Below are 20918 nucleotides of genomic sequence, written 5' to 3' on the forward strand. Positions count from 1 at the left end.
CCGGTGCAGGTCGATCATGACGAGGGCTGAGTCCTTTCAGGGTTCAAGCGCTTCACACCTGGGCCCGGCGCCATGGCCGCACAAGACCGTGTTGTTCGGTTTATGGCGCGGGGAAGAGAAGGACGGCGGTCAATGCCAAAGCCCGGACGCACGCCAGCGCGGCCGATGGGTGGGCGGCGCAAGGTGACCAGGGACCGTGATCGACCGTGCCTCATAAGCCGGTCGCAGGGATGCGACCTGTTGAAGCGAGAGAAGGCGCTCGATACGCTCTTCGGTAGCCGGATGGGTGCGCAGCACGGACGGGTGGGGATTCCGCCGACCAGGGAACAGCATGCGCTCCCAGAAGCCGGGATCGTAGCGCTGGAGCTTGGCCAGAGCGGAGGCCAGACCCGCAGGGTCCCCGGTGATCGCCGCCGCATCCAGGTCCGCGTCGAACTCCCGTGTTCGGGACAGGGTGAGTTGGATGAGCGTGTTGATGGTGGGTGCCCCGAGGAGCAGGGCAATCAACAGCCAGGGGAACCCGTCCTGCTCCGCCAGTATCAACGGCAGGCTGAAGAACAGCAGGATGATGCCGCTGGTTGCCATAGCTCCCGTGACCCGGCTGATGATGTCGGCCAGCCCCATGATGAATAGGTCATGGTTCCGGACATGGCTCACCTCATGGGCCAGGACGCCGACGAGTTCCCGCAGGTTCATGACCCTCAAGAGGCCGTCCGTCAGGACGATGGCGCTAATGCTCGCGGAGCCTACGGCGAACGCATTCGGCACCGGCGTCGCGAGGTAATGCAGTTCGGGGATGCTGGGCAGCCCGGCCTGCCGGGCCAATACCGCGAGGCTCTCCTGGACCTCTGGAATCTCGGATCGACGAAGACGGCGGGCGCCATAGAGCCTCAGGATGACTTGGGGTGAGATGGTAGGGCTGAACGCCAGCGCCATGGCGATGAGGATAATAACCCATAGAATCCCCGCCGCTCCAAAGAGCAACCAGCCGATGGTCGCGGCGAGAAGAGTCAGACCTCCCACCAGCAGGATGGACTGCACCACGTTGCGGAGCTTGTGTCGACGAAGCTCCTGTTCATTAAGGTGGAGCGCGTACATGGTTGCCCGTCTTCCGGGTTTGCTATGCATGCAGATTTTGGAAAGGCCTGCCATCCGATCAAGACAGCATGGCATCGTTGCGGCCTGTTCCACGAACGAGGCCTCGGCCCAAGTTACCCCTGGAGTCGTTACGTCGCTGGAAAGTCGGAGGACATCGCCAGGTGGACGTCTGCGCGGCCGGACACATCAGCCAGAGCTTGAATTTTGGTCGTCCGGCCACCGCGAGACTGACCGATCGCCTGCGCGCCCCATTTAGCCGCCCTGTGCTGAGCAGGGCTTCATGGTGGGAAGCAGCGGCCGCGCATTAGCACGGCCGCCGCCGACCGGTTACGCCGCCTTGAAGGCGCGCTGATTGACCTCGCCCTCGGCAAGCTGGGTCAGCTTCTCATCGGTTGCCTTCTCCTCGCTGAGCGTCTCATCGAGCAGCTTGGCGACATCCGTCATGCCGCATGTCTCCGCCAGCGTCCTGAGGGAGCCGTAGCTGGCGATTTCGTAATGCTCGACCTTCTGGGCGGCCATGATCAGGGCGACGTCGAGAACCTCCGGCGAGAGGCCCTGGTCCATGATCTCCTCGGCTTCCTCGATCAGCCCCTGGGTTGCCTCGCAGGTGTTGCCAGCGGGGTCGGCCTGGAGGATCTGGAAAATCTGCTCCAAGCGCTTCACCTGCCCATCCGTCTCCTGAAGGTGGGTCTGAAATGCCTGCTTCAGCTGAGGAGATGACGCCGCGTCCGCCATCGCAGGCAGCGCCTCGAGGATCTGGGTCTCGGAACTGTATGCGTCCTGAAGCTCCTCGATGAGGAGATCCTTCAATGCTTCTTTGGACATGGGGGTGCTCCTGACGACTGTTTTCGGTAAAGGCGGTTGGCGAGGGCGCCCCAACCTCAACAGGGATGCAGCGCGTTCCTTGCGGGCAGAACCTCGGATTGGCCGTCCGTACAGCACGCAGCAGTTGATCGCCATGACTCGACTGCGGGCCTCGGTGACCACCGGTGCGCTGCTGTTGGCGGCCGGAGAGCATCCGCACTGGACGCGCATCGCGGGGTCTGCGCTTGTCGGCACCGTTCCAACGGAAGACGCCGCCAGGAGCATCCCAATACCTTAGACGGGCATCGGATTGAGCCGGGCGAACCCCTCCTGCGTGCGGTACGGGTAATAGGGATAGGCAGGCATAACGTCGCTGGCCGCGTCGAGACGAGTGATTTGCTCGGGTTCGAGCTTCCAGCCAACGGCACCCAGATTGTCCCGCAGCTGCGCCTCATTGCGGGCGCCGATGATCACCGAGGAGACGGTCGGCCGCGCGAGCAGCCAAGCGAGGGCCACCTGAGGAACGCTGCGCCCGATCTCGGCTGCCACGGCGTCGAGCGCGTCGACGATGCGGTAGAGCCGCTCCTCTTCGACAGGCGGCCCCCACTGTGCGGTGTCGTGGAGGCGGCTACCCTGGGGGATCGGCTGACCACGGCGGATCTTGCCGGTCAGCCTGCCCCAGCCGAGCGGACTCCAGACGAGCGCGCCGACCTTCTGGTCGAGGCCAAGGGGCATCAACTCCCATTCGTAGTCACGCCCGGTCAGCGAATAGTAGACCTGATGCGCGACATGGCGCGGCCACCCTTGGCGGTCGGCGACGGCGAGCGACTTCATCAGCTGCCAACCCGCAAAGTTCGAGGCGCCGACATGGCGAACCTTCCCGGCACGGACGAGCGTGTCCAGCGTGTGCAGGACCTCCTCCACCGGGGTGAAGGCGTCGAAGGCGTGTAGTTGGAGCAGGTCGATGTAGTCCGTCCCAAGCCGCCGGAGCGCCGCCTCCACGGCGCCGATCATCCGGTGACGGGAGACGCCTGCGTCGTTCGGCCCGTCGCCCATGGGCAACCCGGTCTTGGTCGAGATCAGCACCTTATCGCGCCTCCCGCGGATCGCGGCGCCGAGCACCTCTTCCGAGCCGCCGTCGGAATAAACGTCGGCGGTATCGAAGAGCGTGACGCCAGCTTCAAGGCAGATGTCGATCAGCCGACGGGCGTCATCGACGTCGCTGTTCCCCCAAGCCGAAAACAGCGGTCCCTTGCCGCCGAAGGTGCCCGTCCCGAAGCTGAGCGCGGGCACCTTGAGGCCCGAGGCACCGAGTGTCCGGTACTCCATGTCCTGTCCTTCCGTGATCGAGGCTGTCGCGGTTGTGCCGATGGCGACGGGTGTCGATACCGCCGCCATCTGCTCGCTTCGGCCGCCTGCCAAGGATATAGCTAACGGAACAGCTGTGAATTAGGCTGCCTCCAGTCTCAGGACTTGTGACGCGGGGTCATCGTTATGACGCGGATGGATGTCAACCGGGCGGCCGAGATGGAGGTCTTTGCGCGGGTCGTCGATCTCGGTGGGTTCACCGCGGCGGCCCAGGCTTGCGGCCTCACCCCGTCGGGTGTCAGCAAGCTCATCACGCGGTTAGAGGCACGGCTCGGCACACGGTTGCTCCACCGGTCGACGCGCCGCCTCAGCCTGACGCCGGAAGGTCAGGCGTTCTATGCCCGCGCAGTGCGGATCCTGGGAGAGATGGAGGAGGCCGAGCGAGAAGCCTCGGCCGGTGCGGCGCCGCGTGGACACCTGCGCGTCAACAGCAACGTCCCCTTCGGCATGCGCTACCTGATACCGCTGGTGCCCGAGTTCCTGGCCAACCATCCTGGTATCACCCTCGACCTCGTGCTGTCGGATGCGGTGGTCGACCTGATGGAGGAGCGGGCCGATGTCGCGATCCGGACTGGACCGCTGCACGATTCCAGCTTGATGATCCGCAAGCTGGGCAGCACCCGCATGGTCGTGGTCGCTTCTCCGGCCTACCTGGAGCAGCATGGGACACCGAGACACCCTGGCGACCTCGCCCGGCACAAGGGAATCGGTTGGACCTTCCCGCGGACCATCGGCGGCTGGCCCTTCCGTACCGACAACGGGATGAAGGAGCACATGCCGCCTATCATCGCACGAGCGAGTGACGGGGAGGCCGCGCGCCTGTTCGCGCTGCGCGGCGTCGGGCTGGCGCGGCTGGCGCTCTTCCAGGTCGAGACCGACATCGCCGCCGATGCACTGATGCCGGTGCTGGAAGACATGAACCCCGGCGACGGCGAGGACATCCACGCCGTCTATCTCGGAGGTATCAGCCCGCTGCCCGCCCGCGTTCGCGCCTTTGTGGATTACATGGCAGCCCGGTGCCGTAATCCCAACGCCTAGGGTCCAGACTCATAACTAGTAGAACACTTCGATAAACCACCTCTGTACGCGCGTTGAGGGCGACGAATGGGCCGCACGTGAGGAGAAGCGGCGTTCTTTGGGGGCAGAACTCACGATCTTCACTGAAAATGTGGGAGTGTGCGGCATTTTTGGCGCTATACGGGGGCAGTTCACCCTTCACGCCAGATCAGGGGTCGGAAATTGCAGGCGAGGTTGGCAATGCCAATCTTCACCGCCGCGCGACCAAGGCCAATGGTGCGGATGAACAGCGCCATGCGTGCCTTCTAGTCAGCGAACACATGCTCGACGGCGGAACGCACCAGCGAGCGGGCGCGGTTGGCGCGCTGGTGCGGCTTCGGCATCGGCCGCCCCTTCGGCTTGCGGAAATGCACCATGCTGCGGCGGCCCGCCGCCGCAATGGCCGCTTCCGGCGATGTTGATGTGCGACTTGTAGCCGAAGGCCGGGATCAGCAACCCCTCCACCATGCGTGCCTCCGATCCATCGAGCGTCGGCCCCGGCTTTGCCTTGACCCGCCCCCGTTTAACCGTCCAGCGTGCCTACGTGTCCTTCTGGCGCGCCTTGGCCGGTAGCTAGGGCCGGTCTTCACCGTTACGGATTTGCCGCTTCTCTTCCCGGGTCAGCCGCTGCCGGAGCGCTTCCACGATGGAGGCGTCGACAATCTGGCCGCCCAGCGCGAAGTAGCCACGATCCTTCAGAGCCTCATCGAAGCAGGCGAACAGCCCCTCCATCGCACCCGCCTTCACCAGCGCCTCGCGGAACAGCCAGATCGTCGTGCGGTCCGGAACCCGGTCGCCCAATCCCAGCCCGAGGAACCGCATGAACCACAGACGGTCGCAAACCTGATACTCCGCCTGCTCATCCGACAGGCCGTACAGCGCTTGCAGCACAAGGATCTTGAACATCGTCACCGCGTCCAGCGACGGCCGACCACCCCTAGAGCGATCCTTGCGACCCAAGGCAGCGGCCAATGTCGGGCGGAAAACCTCGAAGTCCACCACCAACAACAGACGTTCCAGCGAATCGCCGCTCTTGCTCAGTTCCACATAGCGATCCTGAAGATCGAACAGCCCTGCTTGACCGGCCATGCTTCCGTCCCGCCTCGCCTTCAGGACAAGGGAATCACCAGAACGTCGAACACGCCACAGTTTTTCGAGGCGTCCATCTGTATAACAGCCCCTTCGCTATGAAACGCCTTCTGACAAGTTGATGTTGCCCAGCGCCTTCTGGAAATCTCCATCACAAAAATCGTGGTTCTGAGCTAATGAGCGGAGGAGTGCTACTCTCCAATCATTCATCCCAAAATCCTTTGTGTGGGTTCTAATTGCCCTTTCCAGAAACTGAACTACAGATTGCGCCTTACCAAATTCAAAGGCCATCTCTACTGATGGCCTAATTGTTGACAAAAAAACGTTTATAGACGCAATAAGCCTTGTATTAAGCTCAAATTTTGAAACCTGGGACTGAGCACGCTTTAGCAAAATTGGATCGGCATTAATGCTCATATCTATTGAAAATGTAACCACGATTCCGCCGCTTTCAGGAATAATAGTTTCTGCAACCAGAAACGGGCAATCAGGCAGGGAGTCATAGTATGGCTGTATTAAGTTCTCAGAGAGCGAACCTGGAGTAAAGGCTCTCTTCACATTATTGCATGGATGGCAGGATGGTACGAGATTGCGAGGGTATATCGCAAAATCTTTGTAAATAGATCTCGGTAGATAATGGTCGAGATCAGTAACAGACGGAGCGCCACAGTAAGGACATAGCCTAGCCGCGCTAATCAGTTTGTTGCGAAGCGTTTCGAGACGAGCGCCCAACTGGACCTGAGAATAGGAATCATACAACGCAGACAGTAGTGCTTCATTAAGAGTTGTTTCTTGAAGTTTCTGAGAGCCAAGCCCACCGGAAGAATCAAATTCCTTATAGCGGTCTAGAACTTTTATGCGCTCCGCATCTGTGAGTTGGTATGGTGCCACCCCACGATCACGTGACAACGCCCTATCCAACTGAGCCGCAACGTCGTTGATTTCAGGTTGAATCAAAGTCCACATTAGGAAGCAGCCTTCTTTCGCGCAGCCAGCAAACTCATTACAAAAGCTCTCGCCTGAACACTCAAGCCTCTTTCGAACAAATTCTCAATAGAGTCCAGATCATCATACGCATTAGCTAGAGCTTTCAGCACAACATGATAATCAGTAGAGGAAGCAGAGAGAGAGAAGACCTCATTTGTTATTGCACCAATACTTTCACCAAATGTCTCAATTTCGCTACTGTATATGCGCCCTATATCTCCGTAACGGGTAATTTTATGCACCTGCTGCGACAGGGTCTCTTGCACCACGACGGGAGAGTGAGTTGCTACAATAGCAAAAGCCTCGAGCTCATGTAGAGCTAGCCGCAGTGAGTGCATTAGTGCAGCTAACAAAGGTGGGTGAAGATGTGTTTCCGGTTCATCGAATAAAATGATAGATTTGCGTTCAGCGTAAGAAATCACTGACGCAATTGAGTGAAGAACTATTTTATGGCCTGTGCTTAAGTTATGAAATTTTTCGCGAGAATTATCGCCATAGAATTCGCTGATGTCTCTACCGTCTCCAGAATACAGCGAAGGATCCCTAAACAAAGGGGCCGTACATACCTTGAGCATTCTGCCGCGTTTTTTTGAAAATATTCTGTCTATTGCGGTTTCGAATTCATCGGTGAGCCTGTCCAATGATTTAATGCGATTTGCTGGTAGACGTTCTAGCAAAATAGTGGGCTTATCCGGATCAATATGCTCATTGTCATCTTGATCTTTTATGAATTCTTCCGTCTCCAAACCTATATCCCGTAGGCCGCAGAACATGTAACGACCAGTTCCCTCAAGGATCTCGCGAGCAATTTGTTTCTTCTCATTTAGGGTCAGACCAGGCACCAAAAAGCTGTCAAATGCGCTGTAGCTTATTGCAAGAATACGAGTAAACCCCATTCCAGATGGCGTAATTCGTCCTAATTTGAGAAGGATATTGCGGTTGCGATCCGAAGAAGATGCATGAGCTACGCGAGCTATTCGTGCTAGAAGTGTGCTCTTTCCTGAACCATTTCTTCCGACGAGGACAGCAATGCGCCCAGGAAGTCTTATAGGCTCATTTTCATCTGAAAGTGTATTTTCAGTGAGCTTCGAGTCCGGCGGTGTAAAATCCAATACAAGTGGCTCAACCCATCCAGCTGGATGAAAAGAAAATTTTAGATCCTTGCCGGGAAGGGCATCGTAATCTCTCTCTACAATAGCTTTGGCTGTCACTAGGAATTCCGCATTCTGCTGAAAATTGCGGAAGAGAGAAATTCTCCAGCCCTCCTCTTGCTCAAAATCTGCAACAACTGAAGGAAGTTGTACAATATCACGCAAGCCGGTAAGGGCCTCGTTTCTTATATCGATACCAAGGCTTGCCAGCCTCTCATAATAATCTAAACTCTGTCCTACTGAGCAAAATTCCGAGCCAAGAGAGGTAATGCGACCGATTGCTAGCTGCAACCCGTCACTTCTACTTTGCCCTTTACGCAGAATCTTAACGTCACCAATACGTTGTGGCTGCTCGTCATCCACAGAATAATAAAGCTGATACTGAGTTTGAAATCCATAATCGTTCCAGTAATCTTGACGCAAGATGAGACCTCTTGCGTCTTGGGGAAGTCGTCCAGGAGGAACTACAAGGAAGGACATTGGCGCTCCGCTCTATCAAAGTACGCATACATAAATGGAACGTGGCCCATTTATCTTGCACAGGGCTTCCGAACCGTGTTGATGGGTTGGTAGTTGGAAATCGTAGGGCCGGAGGAACTCCAGCACCTCGCCGTCGACCTGGTGCAGGGTCGACGTCATCGAGAAGGTGATGACGCGACCCTCGACCCGATTGCGCTCCTCAATCGCCTCCACGATCTGCCGGTCTTCCAAGAACTCGAACTCGCCGACCTCGGACGTAACCAGCACCTTTCCGTCGACGCCGGGGATGCGCGCGAACCGAAAGGGCATCAGTTGATAGTCCGGTTCCTTCGGACGAAAGTCAGCCAGCGGTGCAAAGGGGAGACGCCCTGCCAACCTAGCCTCCTACCGCTTCGCCGGTGCGGGTGCGCTGGCCTCGGCCAGGGCCGCGGAGACGATGGCTTCGCGGACGGCTCGTGTCTTCTCCTCGATGCTGGCGCGCAGGCCGAAGTCGATCAGCGCGTTCCCGAACTCGCCTCTGATGGCATCCGGGTCAGCCGATGGGGCCTTGAGCCTGAAGCCGACCAAGATGCGCACGCCCTCCTCTGACTCGAGCCAGCAGTGGCACCGGTCGGTGAAGACGTAGCAGGTGCGGAGGACGACTTCCCTGGGGAAGATCGCCGTGTCTACCGACACCGTGAAATCGAACGGGAACGCCGCGCCTCGCGGGACATCCGATGGTTGGGTGACGGTGGAGGCTGGCATGGCTAAGAACCGTAGCTGGCGCACTATCCATTAGAGGTAGCCCAGCCTGTCAAAGCACAGACCCAGTTTCAATCTATTTTTGAGAGACAGCCTGCATCCACGTAACTCTTGCGAGCATATCGTAGTATGCGAAGAACTCAACCTTTAACCGGCTGGAGGGACGCGCACCTCTGCCAGAAGCTCGTCGAAGAACTCGGCGTAAGGCTCCGGCAAGGTACCCGCGACCCAATAGGCGAAGGCGTCGCAGTACCATTCCTCAGCGATGGCATTGTGGTTGGACAGGAGCTTGCGCGATACCGGATCGGCGAGCCACCCGAGGTGGTTCATCCGGCGCAGAAAATCAGCGTGTCCGGCCTCGATACCTCGGCGCACCGCGCCGGGGCTGGCTTCCTGGGCTTCCAGAAGCTCGACAACGAAATGGGCGTATTCATGCAGGATGACGAAGGCGATCTCCTGCTCAGACCCGACGCCCCACTGCGCCAGGGCAGCGAGCTGTCAGTGCCGATTGGATACTCCCCGGAAAGGGCGGCTGAAAATTCCCCAGGCTAACGCAACGGCAGGGCTCCGGGGCGTACGCCCCGGAGCCCTGCGACCGCCCGTCGCCCATGATCACCCTCCGAGGCGGAGGGAGAGGGCCGGTGGTCAGACTTGGGGAACTCGTCATGATTCTCGATCTCGCCCGCGAGGGCCTGTCGGTGTCGGCGATCGCACGCCGCACCGGCCTGGATCGCAAGACCATCCGCAAATACATCGCCCGCGGATTGGAGGCGCCCGCCTACACCCCTCGGCCGGCTCGGCCGACGCTGCTCACACCCTTCGAGCCCTATCTGCGGGAGCGCCTGCGGGCCTTTCCTGATCTCAGCGCCCGCCGCCTGCTGCGGGAACTCAAGGAGCGCGGTTACACCGGCGGCTATACCATCCTGAAAGCGGTGGTTCGTGCCATCCGTCCCACCCCGTCACCGTCCTTCGAGCGTCGCTTCGAGACGCCGCCCGGCAAGCAGGCCCAGGTCGATTTCGCCTTCTTCAAGACGACCTTCACCGACGAGCCCGAGGTGGAGCGGATCGTCTGGCTGTTCTCCATGGTGCTCGGTCACAGCCGCATGATGTGGGCCCGTTTCGTCGCCCGCCAGGACCTGCAAACCGTGCTCCGCTGCCACATCGCCGCCTTCGACAGCTTCGGCGGCGTGCCGGAACAAATCCTCTACGACCGCATGAAAACTGCCGTGCTGGGCGAGATCGAAGACCCCGATCAGCCGACCCAAGGCATCGCCTACAATCCCAAGCTCCTCTCCCTGGCCAGCCACTACGGTTTCCTGCCGAAAGCCTGCAAGCCGTACCGCGCCAAAACCAAAGGCAAAGTCGAACGGCCCTTCCGCTATGTGCGCGAGGACTTCTTCCTGGCCCGCAGCTTCCGCAATCTCGAGGACCTGAACATCCAGTTCACCCAGTGGCTGGATCAGCTCGCCAACCGCCGTCGGCACGCCACCACCCAGCGGGTCGTCGCCGAGCATTTCGCCGAGGAGCGCCCCCACCTCAAGCCGCTGCCGGCCGGCCCCTTCAACAGCGTCCTGGCCCTGGAGCGCCGTGTCACCCGCGACGGCATGGTGTCGGTCGGCGGCAACCTCTACTCCGTGCCGGATTGCACCCGCCGGCGGACGGTGGAGGTGCAGGTCACCGCCGGCACCGTTACCATCCTGGAGGACGGCATAGCCGTCGCATCCCACCCGGCGCTGGAAGGACGAGGCCAGCGGCGCATTGCCACCGGACACCGGACCCAGCCTCCACCGCCCAACAGCCAGACGCCCAGGGAGGTCGCAACGCCCCCGGCACCTCCGCTGCAGGGCGGCACCGTCACGCCCCGCTCGCTGGCCATCTACGACACCATCGGCCGCCACTTGGCCGGCCAGCCGGGGAGCCCGTGATGAGCACCACACCGTTGGAAGCCGGCCCCGCCACCCTCGACCGTATTCGCCAATATCTGGTTGGGCTGAAGATGCCGCGCGCCTTGGAAGCGCTGGAGCACATCCTGCGCCGGCTGGAACGCGGCGAACTCTCCGCCCTGGAGGCCATCGACGCCCTGCTGGGCGAGGAACTGACGCTGCGCGAGGGACGTCGCATCAAGGCGGCCCTGAAGATGGGCCGGCTTCTCTCCATCAAGACGCTCACCGGCTTCGACTTCTCCTTCCAGCCTTCGCTCGACCGCGACAGGATCATGACCTTGGCGCAGCTCGACTTCGTCGACCGGCACGAGGTGGTCCATTTCCTCGGCCAGCCCGGCTGCGGCAAGACGCACCTGGCGCTCGCTCTGGGAGTGGAGGCCGTCAAGGCCGGCCGCTCGGTCTACTTCGCCACCCTGGCCGACATCGTGAGCTCGCTGGCCAAGGCCGAGCGCGAGGGGACCTTGCGGGAACGCCTGCGCTTCTTGTGTCGGCCACAGCTGCTGATCGTCGACGAGATCGGCTACCTGCCGGTGATCCCCGGCGGCGGCAACCTGTTCTTCCAGCTCGTCAACGCCCGCTATGAACGCGGCGCCATGATCCTGACCTCCAACCGCGGCTTTTCCGAATGGGGCGATGTCTTCGGCGGCACCGTCGTCGCTTCCGCCCTGCTGGACCGCCTGCTGCACCATGCCGTGGTGGTGCAAATCGAAGGCGCCAGCTACCGCCTGCGCCGCCACGCCGAACTGATGCCGGACAACAACCGCAGCAGGCCGATCACCGCCCCACCGCCGGCACCACGACGCCGAGGCCGGCCACCGAAAGCGAGGAGCGCCGACACCGAAGCCAATCCATAGCCCTTCAAACCATCTGGGGATTTTTCAACCGACCGTTCTGAGGAAACTTCATTCGGCCTTTACACGAGCCAAGCCAAGTTCAGTCGGACGTTTGCCGTGCCCTTGCTGTGCAGACCGATCGCAGCGCCCGGCCGATGAAGCTCCTCAATGAAATAGCTGACGCTGCACGGTGGCAGGCCGCCCAAGCCCTTGGCCTTCAACAGGCGGTTGGCCAGCGCAGCCGCAGGTGCGACGAATTCGTCAGCCACCTGCGACTGCTCGATGAACTGCGCCGACGGCAAGAACCGCATATCATGTCTCCATTGCCCGTCGAAGACAGATGGGGACGAGCAGGAGCCCACTCTATGGGGTTGCCCATCCATACGCTTCTTTGCAGGCGGCCCTCGGGGTCACCCATGGACCTGAGGCATTTTGGTTGCCCGGCTTCTGCATACGGCGTGCATAATTGTGCCTTGGATCTCAGACAGCCTTTTAACTTCGAGGTCGCCAAAAGGAGCCGATGCTCTAGCGATGCCCAGGCCGGTCGCAGTATGTTTCCGGTGCATGGCTTATGGGGGATGTTTCTTGTTCCCTAATACTCGGATTCAATTGAGAGTGTTTTCACGGAAGACGGTAGGAAACAATAAGGGCTAACGGAAAACATATGCCGCTTCTCTATTATTGGCGTGGCGACAACTACGCTCGCGATCTAGACTTTGGCACCGCCTATCACTTGAACCAAGCAAACCCACTGCTCCACGAGATTGATCTCGGCGACAGTCTTTGGGCCTTCACCCGGCGACGGGACGGCGTCTACGTGCTGGTGGCCGAACTGGTCGCGTCCGCGAAGACGCTGAACCCCAAGGGCTACCGGTATGGTCCCTACCGGCTCTGGGGCGACCTGCGGCGATCCCGGTATTTCCAGGCCGACGGCCAGCCGGATGTCACGATGCAGATCCGCAGTCTGTCCATCCGGGCCGGTGGTGACGTGCTCGGCCGGGCTTTCCAAGGACATTCCGCCGTTCGCCGGATTTCAGAAGCCGATCACCAGCTGCTGGCTGCGTATGCAACCAAGCTCCCACGCGAGCCACGTGCGCGGCTGGTCCCCGAGGAACGACTTGAAGCCCTTCTGCTCGCCGGGGATGAGGAGGCCGTGGCTGTCCTCATACGCGACGAGGAGCCTGGCCTGGCCGAGGAGCGGCGACGTTACCTGACAACGGAGGCCGTCCGGCGCGATCGGCAGCATGTGGAGGCCCTGCGCGACCTGTATGATGGCAGGTGCCAGATCTGCGAGTGGGCGCCCCGGGCGCGGTACGGTGCCGACATCTGCGAGGGGCACCACGTGCGCTGGCTCAGCCGCGGGGGAGATGATGCGCTGACCAACATGGTGCTGATCTGCCCAAACCATCACCGGGCCATCCACAGGGTTGACGCCCCTTTCGATTTCGCGGCCGGTGGTTTCCTCACAGCCGACGGAATCGAGTGCCTGTCGCTGAACCGGCACGAGATCTCCGCGTAAGTCCTTCATGCCGATGCGGTCCCTGAAGGACTGGAGGGCTTCCTCCGCGCTTCGCGGCGCTGGCCGCGGAGTTGCCGGGCACAGGGTTGATGGCGGAAGAGGTGTATGGCGGCGTCTTGGAAGGTGGGACCTGCTGGTTGGCCTATCAGGCAGTGAGATCGGATACGACGTTCTGGTCCACGCTGTCCCAGGATGCGGCGGACGCAATCTCCTTCGACGCCGCCTGCCATCTCGCCTCCGCCGGGAGCGGCAATGGCATGTCCCCGAAGCAGCGCCTGAACGCCTTGATGCTGCTTTCGAGCCTCAATCCGAAGATTCTCCCCCTAGCGGACTCCGTCAGGCAGGAAACGACGCTGGCGGTTCCTCGACGCCCTGCCGAGGAGTCAGCTGGCCATTCCACTCCAGCAGCTGCTGTGTCGCCCTGAGCATCAACCGCTTCGCGGCTACGGCCTCCAGGACTGGCCCCGAGCGAACCACGCCATCAAGTACCGCTTCTACCGGCAACGACGCGGCCGCTTCCCGACCGAACCGGCGCGCCAGGACATCGCCGTCCCGAAGATATGCCCGCTCCCACCAGTCCGTAATCCGGTCGCCGCACCGGTCCAGCAGATCGGCCGTGATGAGACGGTCCGCCTTTCGGTGTCTGTTCACGCGGGCGTCGGCAGGCATCAGATTCCACAGGTCGGCATTGGGCCATGCGGAGAACGGCAGGCAATGGTCGATGTCCAGACCCTCCTGGCGCAGCTTCCGGCCGGTCCACACGCAGTAGACCGGCTGCCCGGCATCGAACATGGCGGCGGTGAGGCGCCGGACCTCGGCCGTGCCGCGCTGGGGATCGAGCCAAGCGAGAGCCTCGGCGATATGGCCTTCAGCCACGGAGCGACCTTGACGGGCAAGGTACTGCTGCATCAGCCGAGTCCACTCCATGGTGAGCGCGGGTTCGATCCAAGTGTTCAGGCGCGTCAAGGCGAACCAGACGTTCAGCGGGATCCGGAAGTCGCCAACCGACCACAGATAGGGCGCGTCCAGCACCAGCCGTTCGCCGATCCGGGGGCCGCGCCGGGTCACGGCGCCGAACACCTGCCGATCGCTGCCCGGGTACGTGATGTAGTGCGCAGGCATCTCGGCGATCGTTCTCGCCGCGTCCCGAATGGCCCCCGCCAGCGCTTGGCCAGCATCTCCCAGGAACTCTGCGCCGACCCGGAGTTCGGGCGGCGCGGCGCCAGCAAGCCGTCGGAAGGGTTCCTTGACGAAGCCGAGCCCGCCCCCGTTCCGGCTGGTCGGCGTCTGCGGCAGATCAGCCGCGACCAGCGGCAGGAACATCCTGATCCAGTAGAGGGCGATCAGCCCGAGCGGGAGAACCACACCATCATCGCCGTCGGCCATGGCGAGACCGGGGGAGGCATCGGCCGCCCGCGCGACCACGCGCAGCAGGGCCAGCTTGTAGCTGCTGGATTTCGCGTCATTGAGGACGATATGCCGGATCAGCGGCAACGCGCTGGTGCCGTCATCCGCCAATTGGACAACGACGGTTTCCCAGCTGACGTCCGACCGGCCGAGGCGGTCTGGCGTCTTGATGACCCGGCTGACCATTGCGCCATGCTCGGCCGCGAGGCGCTCGATCTCGGCGCGGTTGACGGGGAGCATCGGCCGTTCCGGATCGCTCGGCCCATGCCGCAAGCTGACGATCATCCGGCCACCCGGCTTCAGCAGCGTCACCAGTTTCCGGAACGCGCGCCGCCGGTCGGCCGGGAGCACGTGCATCCAGACGGCAGCCAGCAGGATTAGGTCGAACACCATGCCGGTGCGGTGGACCCGCTCCAGTCCCGGCAGCCGGTCATCCATCCACTGGATCCCGGTTGCCGTGTGCCTGCGGGCGGCCTCCTCACGCATTCCAGCCGCCGGTTCGACGGCGACAACGGAATGGCCGCGGCCCGCCAGCCAAGCCGCATCGCGGCCGGACCCGGCGCCGACATCCAGCACGGCTGAAGGCTGGGACGGCATCAGGTCGAGGACGTCGGCGTAGAGCTCCTCGAAGGCGACGGTCTCGTACTGGGCGACGAACTCCTGGGCGCGCCGCGAGTATGCCGCCACGGTGTCCCCGTTCGGCGTCGTATCGAGATGCTCCGGTGCTGTCGGGTGAGGATCGGTCATGACCAAACACTGCCGTGCTGGCAAGGAAAGTGGGAGTCGCCTCGACACCATTGCCGAGACGCGGAACCATCCGGCTCGCCGCGGCCGACGGAAAGCAGGTGCCGGATCATGCCGCCTTAGCCCTCGCCGAAGATTGCCTCGAGCGGAGCCCCCGCCATAGGCGCATCGCCGATCTCACCTTGATGAAGAGGCCGATCAAGAGCGATATCGCGCCGAGGATGGCGGCGATCAGGGCCAATATCAGCTTTGCGGTGATCTTCACGATATGGGCCATCGCAGAAAACACACGCTTCCCGGCAAGGCGGAACGCGCCGCTTACCGGCTTTCCCAGGGCTTTTGCCGCACGCTCTGCATCTTGCAATTCCTTGACGTCGTCGACATGGCGCAGGATGGCAAGGGTTCGGGAGGGCGACGTCACCCTGCTGACCTGAGCCACCGAGGCGAGTACGCTCTGCACCTCCCTCGTATCGACACGGGCGGCGTGGCTGCGGGCGGCTCTCGCCAGATCGTCGACGCGGTACCAGGGGATCCCAGCCACCGATTGGCGGAACGCCGACGTTTTGACGGCCCGGGCGACAATCCAGGAAAGCTCATCCTGGAACCGGGCGGTCAGCTTGCCGGTCTTCCTTGCCAGCTTAGCCAGGGAGAGGCCCGTCTTGATCGGCAAGGCGCCTCCCGCCGTGACCACGGTCGCCGCTGACATCGACACCCCGGCTATCGACAGCCCCAGCACCAAATCATCGACCGGCTCGTCCCGCACGATGCGGGACGCCTGTTCCGTCAGGTCACGAATGTCGCCGACCACCGTCAAATCCGAGGCGATCGCTGCGGCCATTCCAACGGTCCCCTCCCCTTCGCCGGTTACGAACCCCGTTGCGGCCCGCCAGATGTTCCTTTCCGCAGCCCGCAGGCCCGAGTTCTCGTCCGCGAAACGGGTGCGCAGCGCGGGGTCGACCGGCACCTGGAGGAGCTCGGCGACGTCGAGATAGTCTTCGGCCTCCTCGGGTGCGTCACGGTCCAACGCCGACACGATCTGCTGCTCGAGGCGCTCCTTGGGAGCGACCTGCTTCAGCATAGTGATGAGAGCGTCCCGTACATCGGCATCGGTCGGAACGGTATCGGTCAGCGAGACGGTAAACGGCGTCACGACTATGGCGACCGAAAGCCCGGCGACCATCATTCGACGCGCCATCCGGGCCGTGGCCGCCAAGCCCATTTGCGAGCGGCCATCTGGGTTGGCGGGAACTGAGGATGGAAACCGATTCACTGGACGGTCGCCGTGGAACGCTGGCGGGCAGATGTCATGGCTAGGCTGCCTTCCTGAACCGCTCAAACCGGACCGCAAGCCGGTCAGGATCGGGCTTCATCAGGTCCTCGCGCGGCATCCGGATCACCTGTCCCTTGAGTGCTTTCAGCCCGAGCTCCAGCATCGGCCCGTCATGCTGCTCGAGCAGGCGTTCGGAGATGTGGATGCGATGGTCGGGGTCGATGCCGATCAAATCCGCATCGTAGGCGGCGTGATGCAGTTTCGACATGCAAATGCCATTGCGGATGTCCGGCTGCCCACGCTCGACGTCGCCGTCGGGAATGATGTGGGCGGCGTCCACCAGCCTCACTTCGGGCAAGCCGGTCAGCGCACACCGGCCGCCATAGGCCGCGACCACGCGCTCGCGGAACGCTGACTGGTGCAGCCGCTGCTTGACCTGCCTCAGCGCGTACCGGCGCTCGTCCGGATTTGGCGGCGTCCAGAGGGTGGCAGTTTCCGCGAGAGGCTTCGGAGCCAGCTTTACGGACAGCGATCTGTGGTCCCACTCCACGACGTAGGCCGGGAAGATCGGCTCGTAGGAGCCTGGGGAGACGCCGTAGAAATAGATGAGCGGAAGCTGCTGCTCCATGGCGCCCCGAAGCAGCCGATTCTGGGTATCGTCCGGGTTCGATCCCTTGAAGGCATAGTCGAGCGTATCGGTGGCCGTCCGCAGCTTAGAATCAGACTCCAACTGGTCATGATACCAGACCCGGCCGCCGGGCTTCGGAACGACCGTCTTCACACTCAGCACACCCTGCATCTGGCGCGGTTTGAAGATTCCTTGCGCGGCGCTGGCGAACAGGATGTGCTCCTGGCCGCAGGAGAACCCCTGCTGAATGGCGCTCCAAGGCAATGCGTTCCCGTGGAGCGGCGCCAAGAGGCGCAGGCGCTCGAAGGCTGCAAGCCGGATAGAGGCGTCAGGATCGTTCATCGGCCCAGGAGCATCAGATCGGACGTCAAAGGGTAGCAGCTTCCTCGCCGCCGTACAGGCAGATTGTACCCTCTCGAGAGGGCTCCCGCCTCGGATGTGAACCGCCCCCACATCAGCGAGTATCGCAGCCCATAGCTGACCGTATGATCGAACGACTGGCGGGCCTTTTAATGGAACGTGCGCTGCTGAAGGAGCCCATCAGCCTCGAACAGCGCTCTTGAAGGCTGCCGACAGGGCAGCGAGCGCGGCACGCGGTTGTCCATCTCTGACCCTGGTGTGCAGAACCACGGGCAGGCGCGGAAGGACTGGAAGCCCCAGCCGCAGGCCGACGTCGACGGCGCCGAACGGTATCATGCGTGGCGACAATGCCGCGACGCCAAGTCCGGCCATGACGGCTGCCGCCACTGCGGTCACGCCGCCACCGACGAAAATCTCCGTCCACGGCATGCCTGCGGCGTCGAGGAGTTGTCCCGCCAACGCCCGCACTCCACAAGGTTCGGCCATGGTGGCGATCGGCAGCGGTTCGTCCGCTCGATGCTGCCAGCTTGGTGCCGCGAACCAGCCGAACTGCTCTTCGGTAATGAGCTCCCCGTCATCACGCTCGGCGTGCAAGCGGACGATCACCGTGTCGAGCTCCCGTCGGTCGAAGCTCTGGAGCAGGTCACCCGATGATCCAATCCGGATCTCGATCACCAACTGCGGATCCTGTGCGTTCATCCGGGCGATCAGCGCGGGGAGCTCCGGTCCCGCCACATGGTCGCTGATGCCGATGGCGATGCGCTGCCGCCCCCGTGTCAGCGACGCCAGCGCGCGATCATGCGCCTCCAACAGGTCGCGGGCATGATCCAGGAAAGCGGCGCCGCGTGCTGACAACTGCACATAGCGTGGCGTCCGCTCGAACAGACGGCAGCCAAGCCGATCCTCAAGGCGCTTCAGCTTCAAGCTGACAGCTGCCTGCGTCGTCCCAATGGCCTCGGCCGCGCGCGTGAAGCTCTCAAGTTCGGCGATGCGTACGAAAGCCCGCACCGCATCAAGGTCGAGAGGCGGCTGAATCATTTCAGGATGTTATCTCAGATATTGAAACTCATAGCATATGAAAATGACTGACCCATAGCTATTGTCAAGGCGGACATAACGGAAAGGACTTACAATGCCGCTCGTTCACATCTCACTGCGCGCTGGAAAACCGGAAGCGTATCGGCAGGCAATCTTCGATGGTCTGTACCGCGCCATGCACGAGACCTTCAACGTGCCCGAAGACGATCAGTTCATGACCATCACTGAGCACGACGCAGCGAACTTCCGTTACGGTGCATCTTATCTTGGGGTCAACCGAGGCGATGACCTCGTCTACATCCAGATCACCGCGAACAACACCCGGACCGCGGAGCAGAAGAAGGCGCTGTTCCAGCGGATTATGGAACTGCTCGGCGAGAACCCCGGCATCCGGCCACAGGATGTATTCGTGAACATCGTCGAAGTGGCAAAGGAAAATTGGTCGCTCGGGAACGGCGTCGCGCAATATGCTTGAAGCGGAGAGTCCGTTCCCATCGCAAGGCTGATAAAATCAAGTGCTTCGAAGACGGCCGCATCCCTGCCGGTAGCGGCTGCTAATCCTGCCCGAGGTGGCCAAACGTCGGGCGGCCGTGGTGGTGCGAAGTGCCATCGGTCGAGGCCATCAAGCCCGGGTTGGCCTCCACACTCGATCCCTGGACAGCGGTCGCTCCCCTCAGACGATGAACGGCTTCAGCACGGACGATGGACCACAACCGGGCGGGCTCTTACCCCTTATCTGCGGCTAGAGTGTGTGCAACCACCGCATTCGCGTGGCCATGCCCCATCCCATGGTCATTCTTCAACATGGCAACCAATTCCATGTGCTTTGCCGGAAGGTGCTTTCGGACAATGTCCTGCCACTCGGCAATGGGGCGACCATACTTTTTCTCGATGGATGGAAAGTAAGACGCAGGTCCCTTGATCGGTTCGTCCGCCACCGCATCACATCCTTGAAGTTCCGGAGTCCCATAACATCTTGGCTGCCCACTCCCTGATCCGCAAGAACGGTCTGAAAAGCTCCTGGCTAGCTGGAGATCGATTGCGGCTGCGTTTGGCTGCTCACTGATAAGCGGTTGGTCCGAGGAAAATAGACCGGGACGGATCGCCCTCGCCCTCCTCTCGGCCATAGACATCCTGTTCACCGCAAACCACTCACCGAGTTTCGATGAACCTGTCCACCTGGACGTATTGGCTGCTCGCGAGTCAGTCCCAAACCGGAACGGGCCAGCTTGGTGCTTGTTCTGGGAAACAGCATCCTTTGACCCCCACGCTGCATGCCATCGGAGACGTCGATGTTCGAAGGCTTCCGTCTCGAGATGGTGGATCTGCCGGAGGCGACCTTACGGGTGCGCCATGGTGGGAATGGCCCGCCTGTGCTGCTTCTCCATGGACATCCCCGCACCCATGCCACATGGTACCGTGTCGCCCCTCTGCTTACGGCGAATCACACCGTCGTCTGCCCGGACCTTCGTGGCTTCGGCCAGTCGTCGAAGCCCGCCGATACGCCGGATCATGAAGGATCATCCAAGCGTGCCAAGGCCCGTGACTGCGTCGCGCTGATGCGTCATCTCGGCTTCGACCGCTTCGCCATCGTCGGGCATGACCGGGGTTCCTACACGGCCTTCCGCACGGCGATGGACCATCCCCTGGCGATCACGCATTTGGCGGTGCTGGACGGTGTTCCCATCGCAGAGGCCCTCGGACGTTGCGATGCCCGCTTCGCTCAGGCTTGGTGGCATTGGTTCTTCTATGGCCAGCCGGACAAGCCAGAGCGGGCGATCCTTGCCGATCCAGACGCTTGGTACGGCGGCTCGCCTGACGCAATGGGGGCCGAAGTCTACGTCGACTACCGGGCGGCCATCCATGACCCGGAAACGATCCACGGCATGATGGAGGATTACCGCGCTGGCCTCGGCATCGACCGGGAGCATGACGAAGCGGACCGGCAGGCGGGGCGGACCCTCGCCTGCCCGACCCTGGCTCTATGGTCACTGCGCGATGACCTCGAAGCGCTCTATGGCGATGTCCTTTCCGTCTGGCAGCCATGGGCGCCAGACCTGCGCGGTCGTGGTCTCGACTGCGGGCACCATATGGCCGAGGAGGCGCCGGAGGAGCTTGCCCGGGAGCTCCTGACATTCCTGGCCATGGAAAGTCGCCCATGAGTTGACAGGCCTAACCGAGGACGACGCACACCACCTTGTCAGGCCAAAGCAGCTGATGAGTTACGCTCCGATAGACCGCCAACAAGGCACTCAAGCAGGTTTGGCGTCGGATAAAGCGTATGGGAGTCCAATGGAACACAACGAAGCGGTCGGAACCCGGTGGCCTTGGCGCAAAATCCCGGGAAAAACGGCGAAAATCTGTGTTTAAGAGCGCATTTAGGTCGAATGCATACAGGGATA

General features: G+C 61.8%; 21 protein-coding genes and 1 pseudogene. 7 read left to right on the forward strand and 15 right to left on the reverse strand.

The features are described 5' to 3' along the window. Positions 1-129: 129 nt before the first annotated feature. The 3 genes from DM194_RS14835 to DM194_RS14845 all read right to left on the reverse strand — a co-directional run bounded on the left by DM194_RS14835 (position 130) and on the right by DM194_RS14845 (position 3231). Complete coding sequence (locus DM194_RS14835) at positions 130-1098, reverse strand: zinc metalloprotease HtpX (RefSeq protein ID WP_162630056.1); 969 nt, start codon at positions 1096-1098, stop codon at positions 130-132. Between the two features lie 327 nt (positions 1099-1425). Then, positions 1426-1923: a YciE/YciF ferroxidase family protein gene (locus tag DM194_RS14840; protein ID WP_111068341.1), complete on the reverse strand. Its 498-nt coding sequence runs from the start codon at positions 1921-1923 to the stop codon at positions 1426-1428. Between the two features lie 273 nt (positions 1924-2196). After that, on the reverse strand, positions 2197-3231 hold the full coding sequence (locus tag DM194_RS14845) for an aldo/keto reductase (RefSeq protein ID WP_111068690.1): 1035 nt from the start codon (positions 3229-3231) through the stop codon (positions 2197-2199). A 165-nt stretch (positions 3232-3396) separates the two neighbouring features. On the opposite strand from DM194_RS14845, the gene DM194_RS14850 reads away from it, so the two are divergent. Beyond that, the gene (locus DM194_RS14850; RefSeq protein ID WP_111068342.1) at positions 3397-4308 is read left to right on the forward strand and encodes a LysR family transcriptional regulator; all 912 of its coding nucleotides are present in this window, start codon (positions 3397-3399) and stop codon (positions 4306-4308) included. A gap of 170 nt (positions 4309-4478) precedes the next feature. Here DM194_RS14850 and DM194_RS14855 read toward each other — a convergent pair. From DM194_RS14855 to DM194_RS14875, 6 genes and pseudogenes are all read right to left on the reverse strand, one after another. Beyond that, positions 4479-5415 (reverse strand): annotated as a pseudogene (locus tag DM194_RS14855) (transposase). Positions 5416-5511: 96 nt separating this feature from the next. After that, positions 5512-6381 carry an HNH endonuclease signature motif containing protein gene (locus DM194_RS28145; protein WP_162630057.1) on the reverse strand — a complete coding sequence of 290 codons (870 nt, stop codon included), beginning with the start codon at positions 6379-6381 and terminating at the stop codon, positions 5512-5514. Continuing rightward, positions 6381-7976 (reverse strand): AAA family ATPase, encoded by a 1596-nt coding sequence (locus tag DM194_RS14860; RefSeq protein WP_162630058.1) that lies wholly within the window; start codon positions 7974-7976, stop codon positions 6381-6383. Before DM194_RS14860 ends, DM194_RS28145 begins: the two co-directional genes overlap by 1 nt. A 72-nt stretch (positions 7977-8048) precedes the next feature. Next, the gene (locus DM194_RS14865) at positions 8049-8408 is read right to left on the reverse strand and encodes a hypothetical protein (RefSeq protein WP_162630059.1); all 360 of its coding nucleotides are present in this window, start codon (positions 8406-8408) and stop codon (positions 8049-8051) included. Between the two features lie 9 nt (positions 8409-8417). Next, positions 8418-8777, reverse strand: a complete 360-nt coding sequence (gene hxsD / locus DM194_RS14870) for a His-Xaa-Ser system protein HxsD (protein ID WP_111068345.1) — start codon at positions 8775-8777, stop codon at positions 8418-8420. Positions 8778-8921: 144 nt separating this feature from the next. Continuing rightward, on the reverse strand, positions 8922-9104 hold the full coding sequence (locus DM194_RS14875; RefSeq protein WP_111068346.1) for a hypothetical protein: 183 nt from the start codon (positions 9102-9104) through the stop codon (positions 8922-8924). Between the two features lie 18 nt (positions 9105-9122). Between DM194_RS14875 and DM194_RS14880 the strand changes: the two genes are divergently transcribed. The 3 genes from DM194_RS14880 (at position 9123) to istB (ending at position 11571) form a co-directional block, all read left to right on the forward strand. Beyond that, complete coding sequence (locus DM194_RS14880; RefSeq protein WP_111068347.1) at positions 9123-9326, forward strand: hypothetical protein; 204 nt, start codon at positions 9123-9125, stop codon at positions 9324-9326. An 89-nt stretch (positions 9327-9415) separates the two neighbouring features. Then, positions 9416-10699 carry an IS21-like element ISAzs30 family transposase gene (gene istA / locus DM194_RS14885; protein ID WP_111066584.1) on the forward strand — a complete coding sequence of 428 codons (1284 nt, stop codon included), beginning with the start codon at positions 9416-9418 and terminating at the stop codon, positions 10697-10699. Then, a complete protein-coding gene (gene istB, locus DM194_RS14890; RefSeq protein ID WP_111066583.1) occupies positions 10699-11571 on the forward strand; it encodes an IS21-like element ISAzs30 family helper ATPase IstB in 873 nt (290 codons plus the stop codon). The genes istA and istB overlap by 1 nt, the downstream gene beginning before the upstream one ends. A 59-nt stretch (positions 11572-11630) precedes the next feature. Here istB and DM194_RS14895 read toward each other — a convergent pair whose 3' ends face one another. Further along, positions 11631-11861: a hypothetical protein gene (locus DM194_RS14895; RefSeq protein ID WP_111068348.1), complete on the reverse strand. Its 231-nt coding sequence runs from the start codon at positions 11859-11861 to the stop codon at positions 11631-11633. 353 nt (positions 11862-12214) lie between these two features. Here DM194_RS14895 and DM194_RS14900 point away from each other — a divergent pair, with 353 nt between their 5' ends. Then, positions 12215-13069, forward strand: a complete 855-nt coding sequence (locus DM194_RS14900) for an HNH endonuclease (RefSeq protein WP_111068349.1) — start codon at positions 12215-12217, stop codon at positions 13067-13069. A gap of 336 nt (positions 13070-13405) precedes the next feature. Here the strand turns inward: DM194_RS14900 and DM194_RS14905 are convergent, their stop codons facing one another. The 4 genes from DM194_RS14905 to DM194_RS14920 all read right to left on the reverse strand — a co-directional run bounded on the left by DM194_RS14905 (position 13406) and on the right by DM194_RS14920 (position 18516). After that, positions 13406-15223: a class I SAM-dependent methyltransferase gene (locus tag DM194_RS14905; RefSeq protein WP_162630060.1), complete on the reverse strand. Its 1818-nt coding sequence runs from the start codon at positions 15221-15223 to the stop codon at positions 13406-13408. Positions 15224-15329: 106 nt separating this feature from the next. Next, a complete protein-coding gene (locus DM194_RS14910) occupies positions 15330-16403 on the reverse strand; it encodes a hypothetical protein (protein WP_111068351.1) in 1074 nt (357 codons plus the stop codon). Positions 16404-16530: 127 nt separating this feature from the next. Beyond that, positions 16531-17460 (reverse strand): HNH endonuclease, encoded by a 930-nt coding sequence (locus DM194_RS14915; protein ID WP_111068352.1) that lies wholly within the window; start codon positions 17458-17460, stop codon positions 16531-16533. A gap of 198 nt (positions 17461-17658) precedes the next feature. Then, a complete protein-coding gene (locus DM194_RS14920; protein ID WP_111068353.1) occupies positions 17659-18516 on the reverse strand; it encodes a LysR family transcriptional regulator in 858 nt (285 codons plus the stop codon). A gap of 94 nt (positions 18517-18610) precedes the next feature. On the opposite strand from DM194_RS14920, the gene DM194_RS14925 reads away from it, so the two are divergent. Next, positions 18611-18991 carry a tautomerase family protein gene (locus DM194_RS14925; RefSeq protein WP_111068354.1) on the forward strand — a complete coding sequence of 127 codons (381 nt, stop codon included), beginning with the start codon at positions 18611-18613 and terminating at the stop codon, positions 18989-18991. A gap of 250 nt (positions 18992-19241) precedes the next feature. Here the strand turns inward: DM194_RS14925 and DM194_RS14930 are convergent, their stop codons facing one another. After that, positions 19242-19454: a DUF4287 domain-containing protein gene (locus DM194_RS14930; RefSeq protein ID WP_109096119.1), complete on the reverse strand. Its 213-nt coding sequence runs from the start codon at positions 19452-19454 to the stop codon at positions 19242-19244. 354 nt (positions 19455-19808) lie between these two features. On the opposite strand from DM194_RS14930, the gene DM194_RS14935 reads away from it, so the two are divergent. Beyond that, complete coding sequence (locus DM194_RS14935) at positions 19809-20678, forward strand: alpha/beta fold hydrolase (RefSeq protein ID WP_111068691.1); 870 nt, start codon at positions 19809-19811, stop codon at positions 20676-20678. The last annotated feature ends 240 nt before the right edge of the window (positions 20679-20918 follow it).

Origin of the sequence: Azospirillum ramasamyi (assembly GCF_003233655.1) — a bacterium.
Lineage (GTDB): Bacteria > Pseudomonadota > Alphaproteobacteria > Azospirillales > Azospirillaceae > Azospirillum > Azospirillum ramasamyi.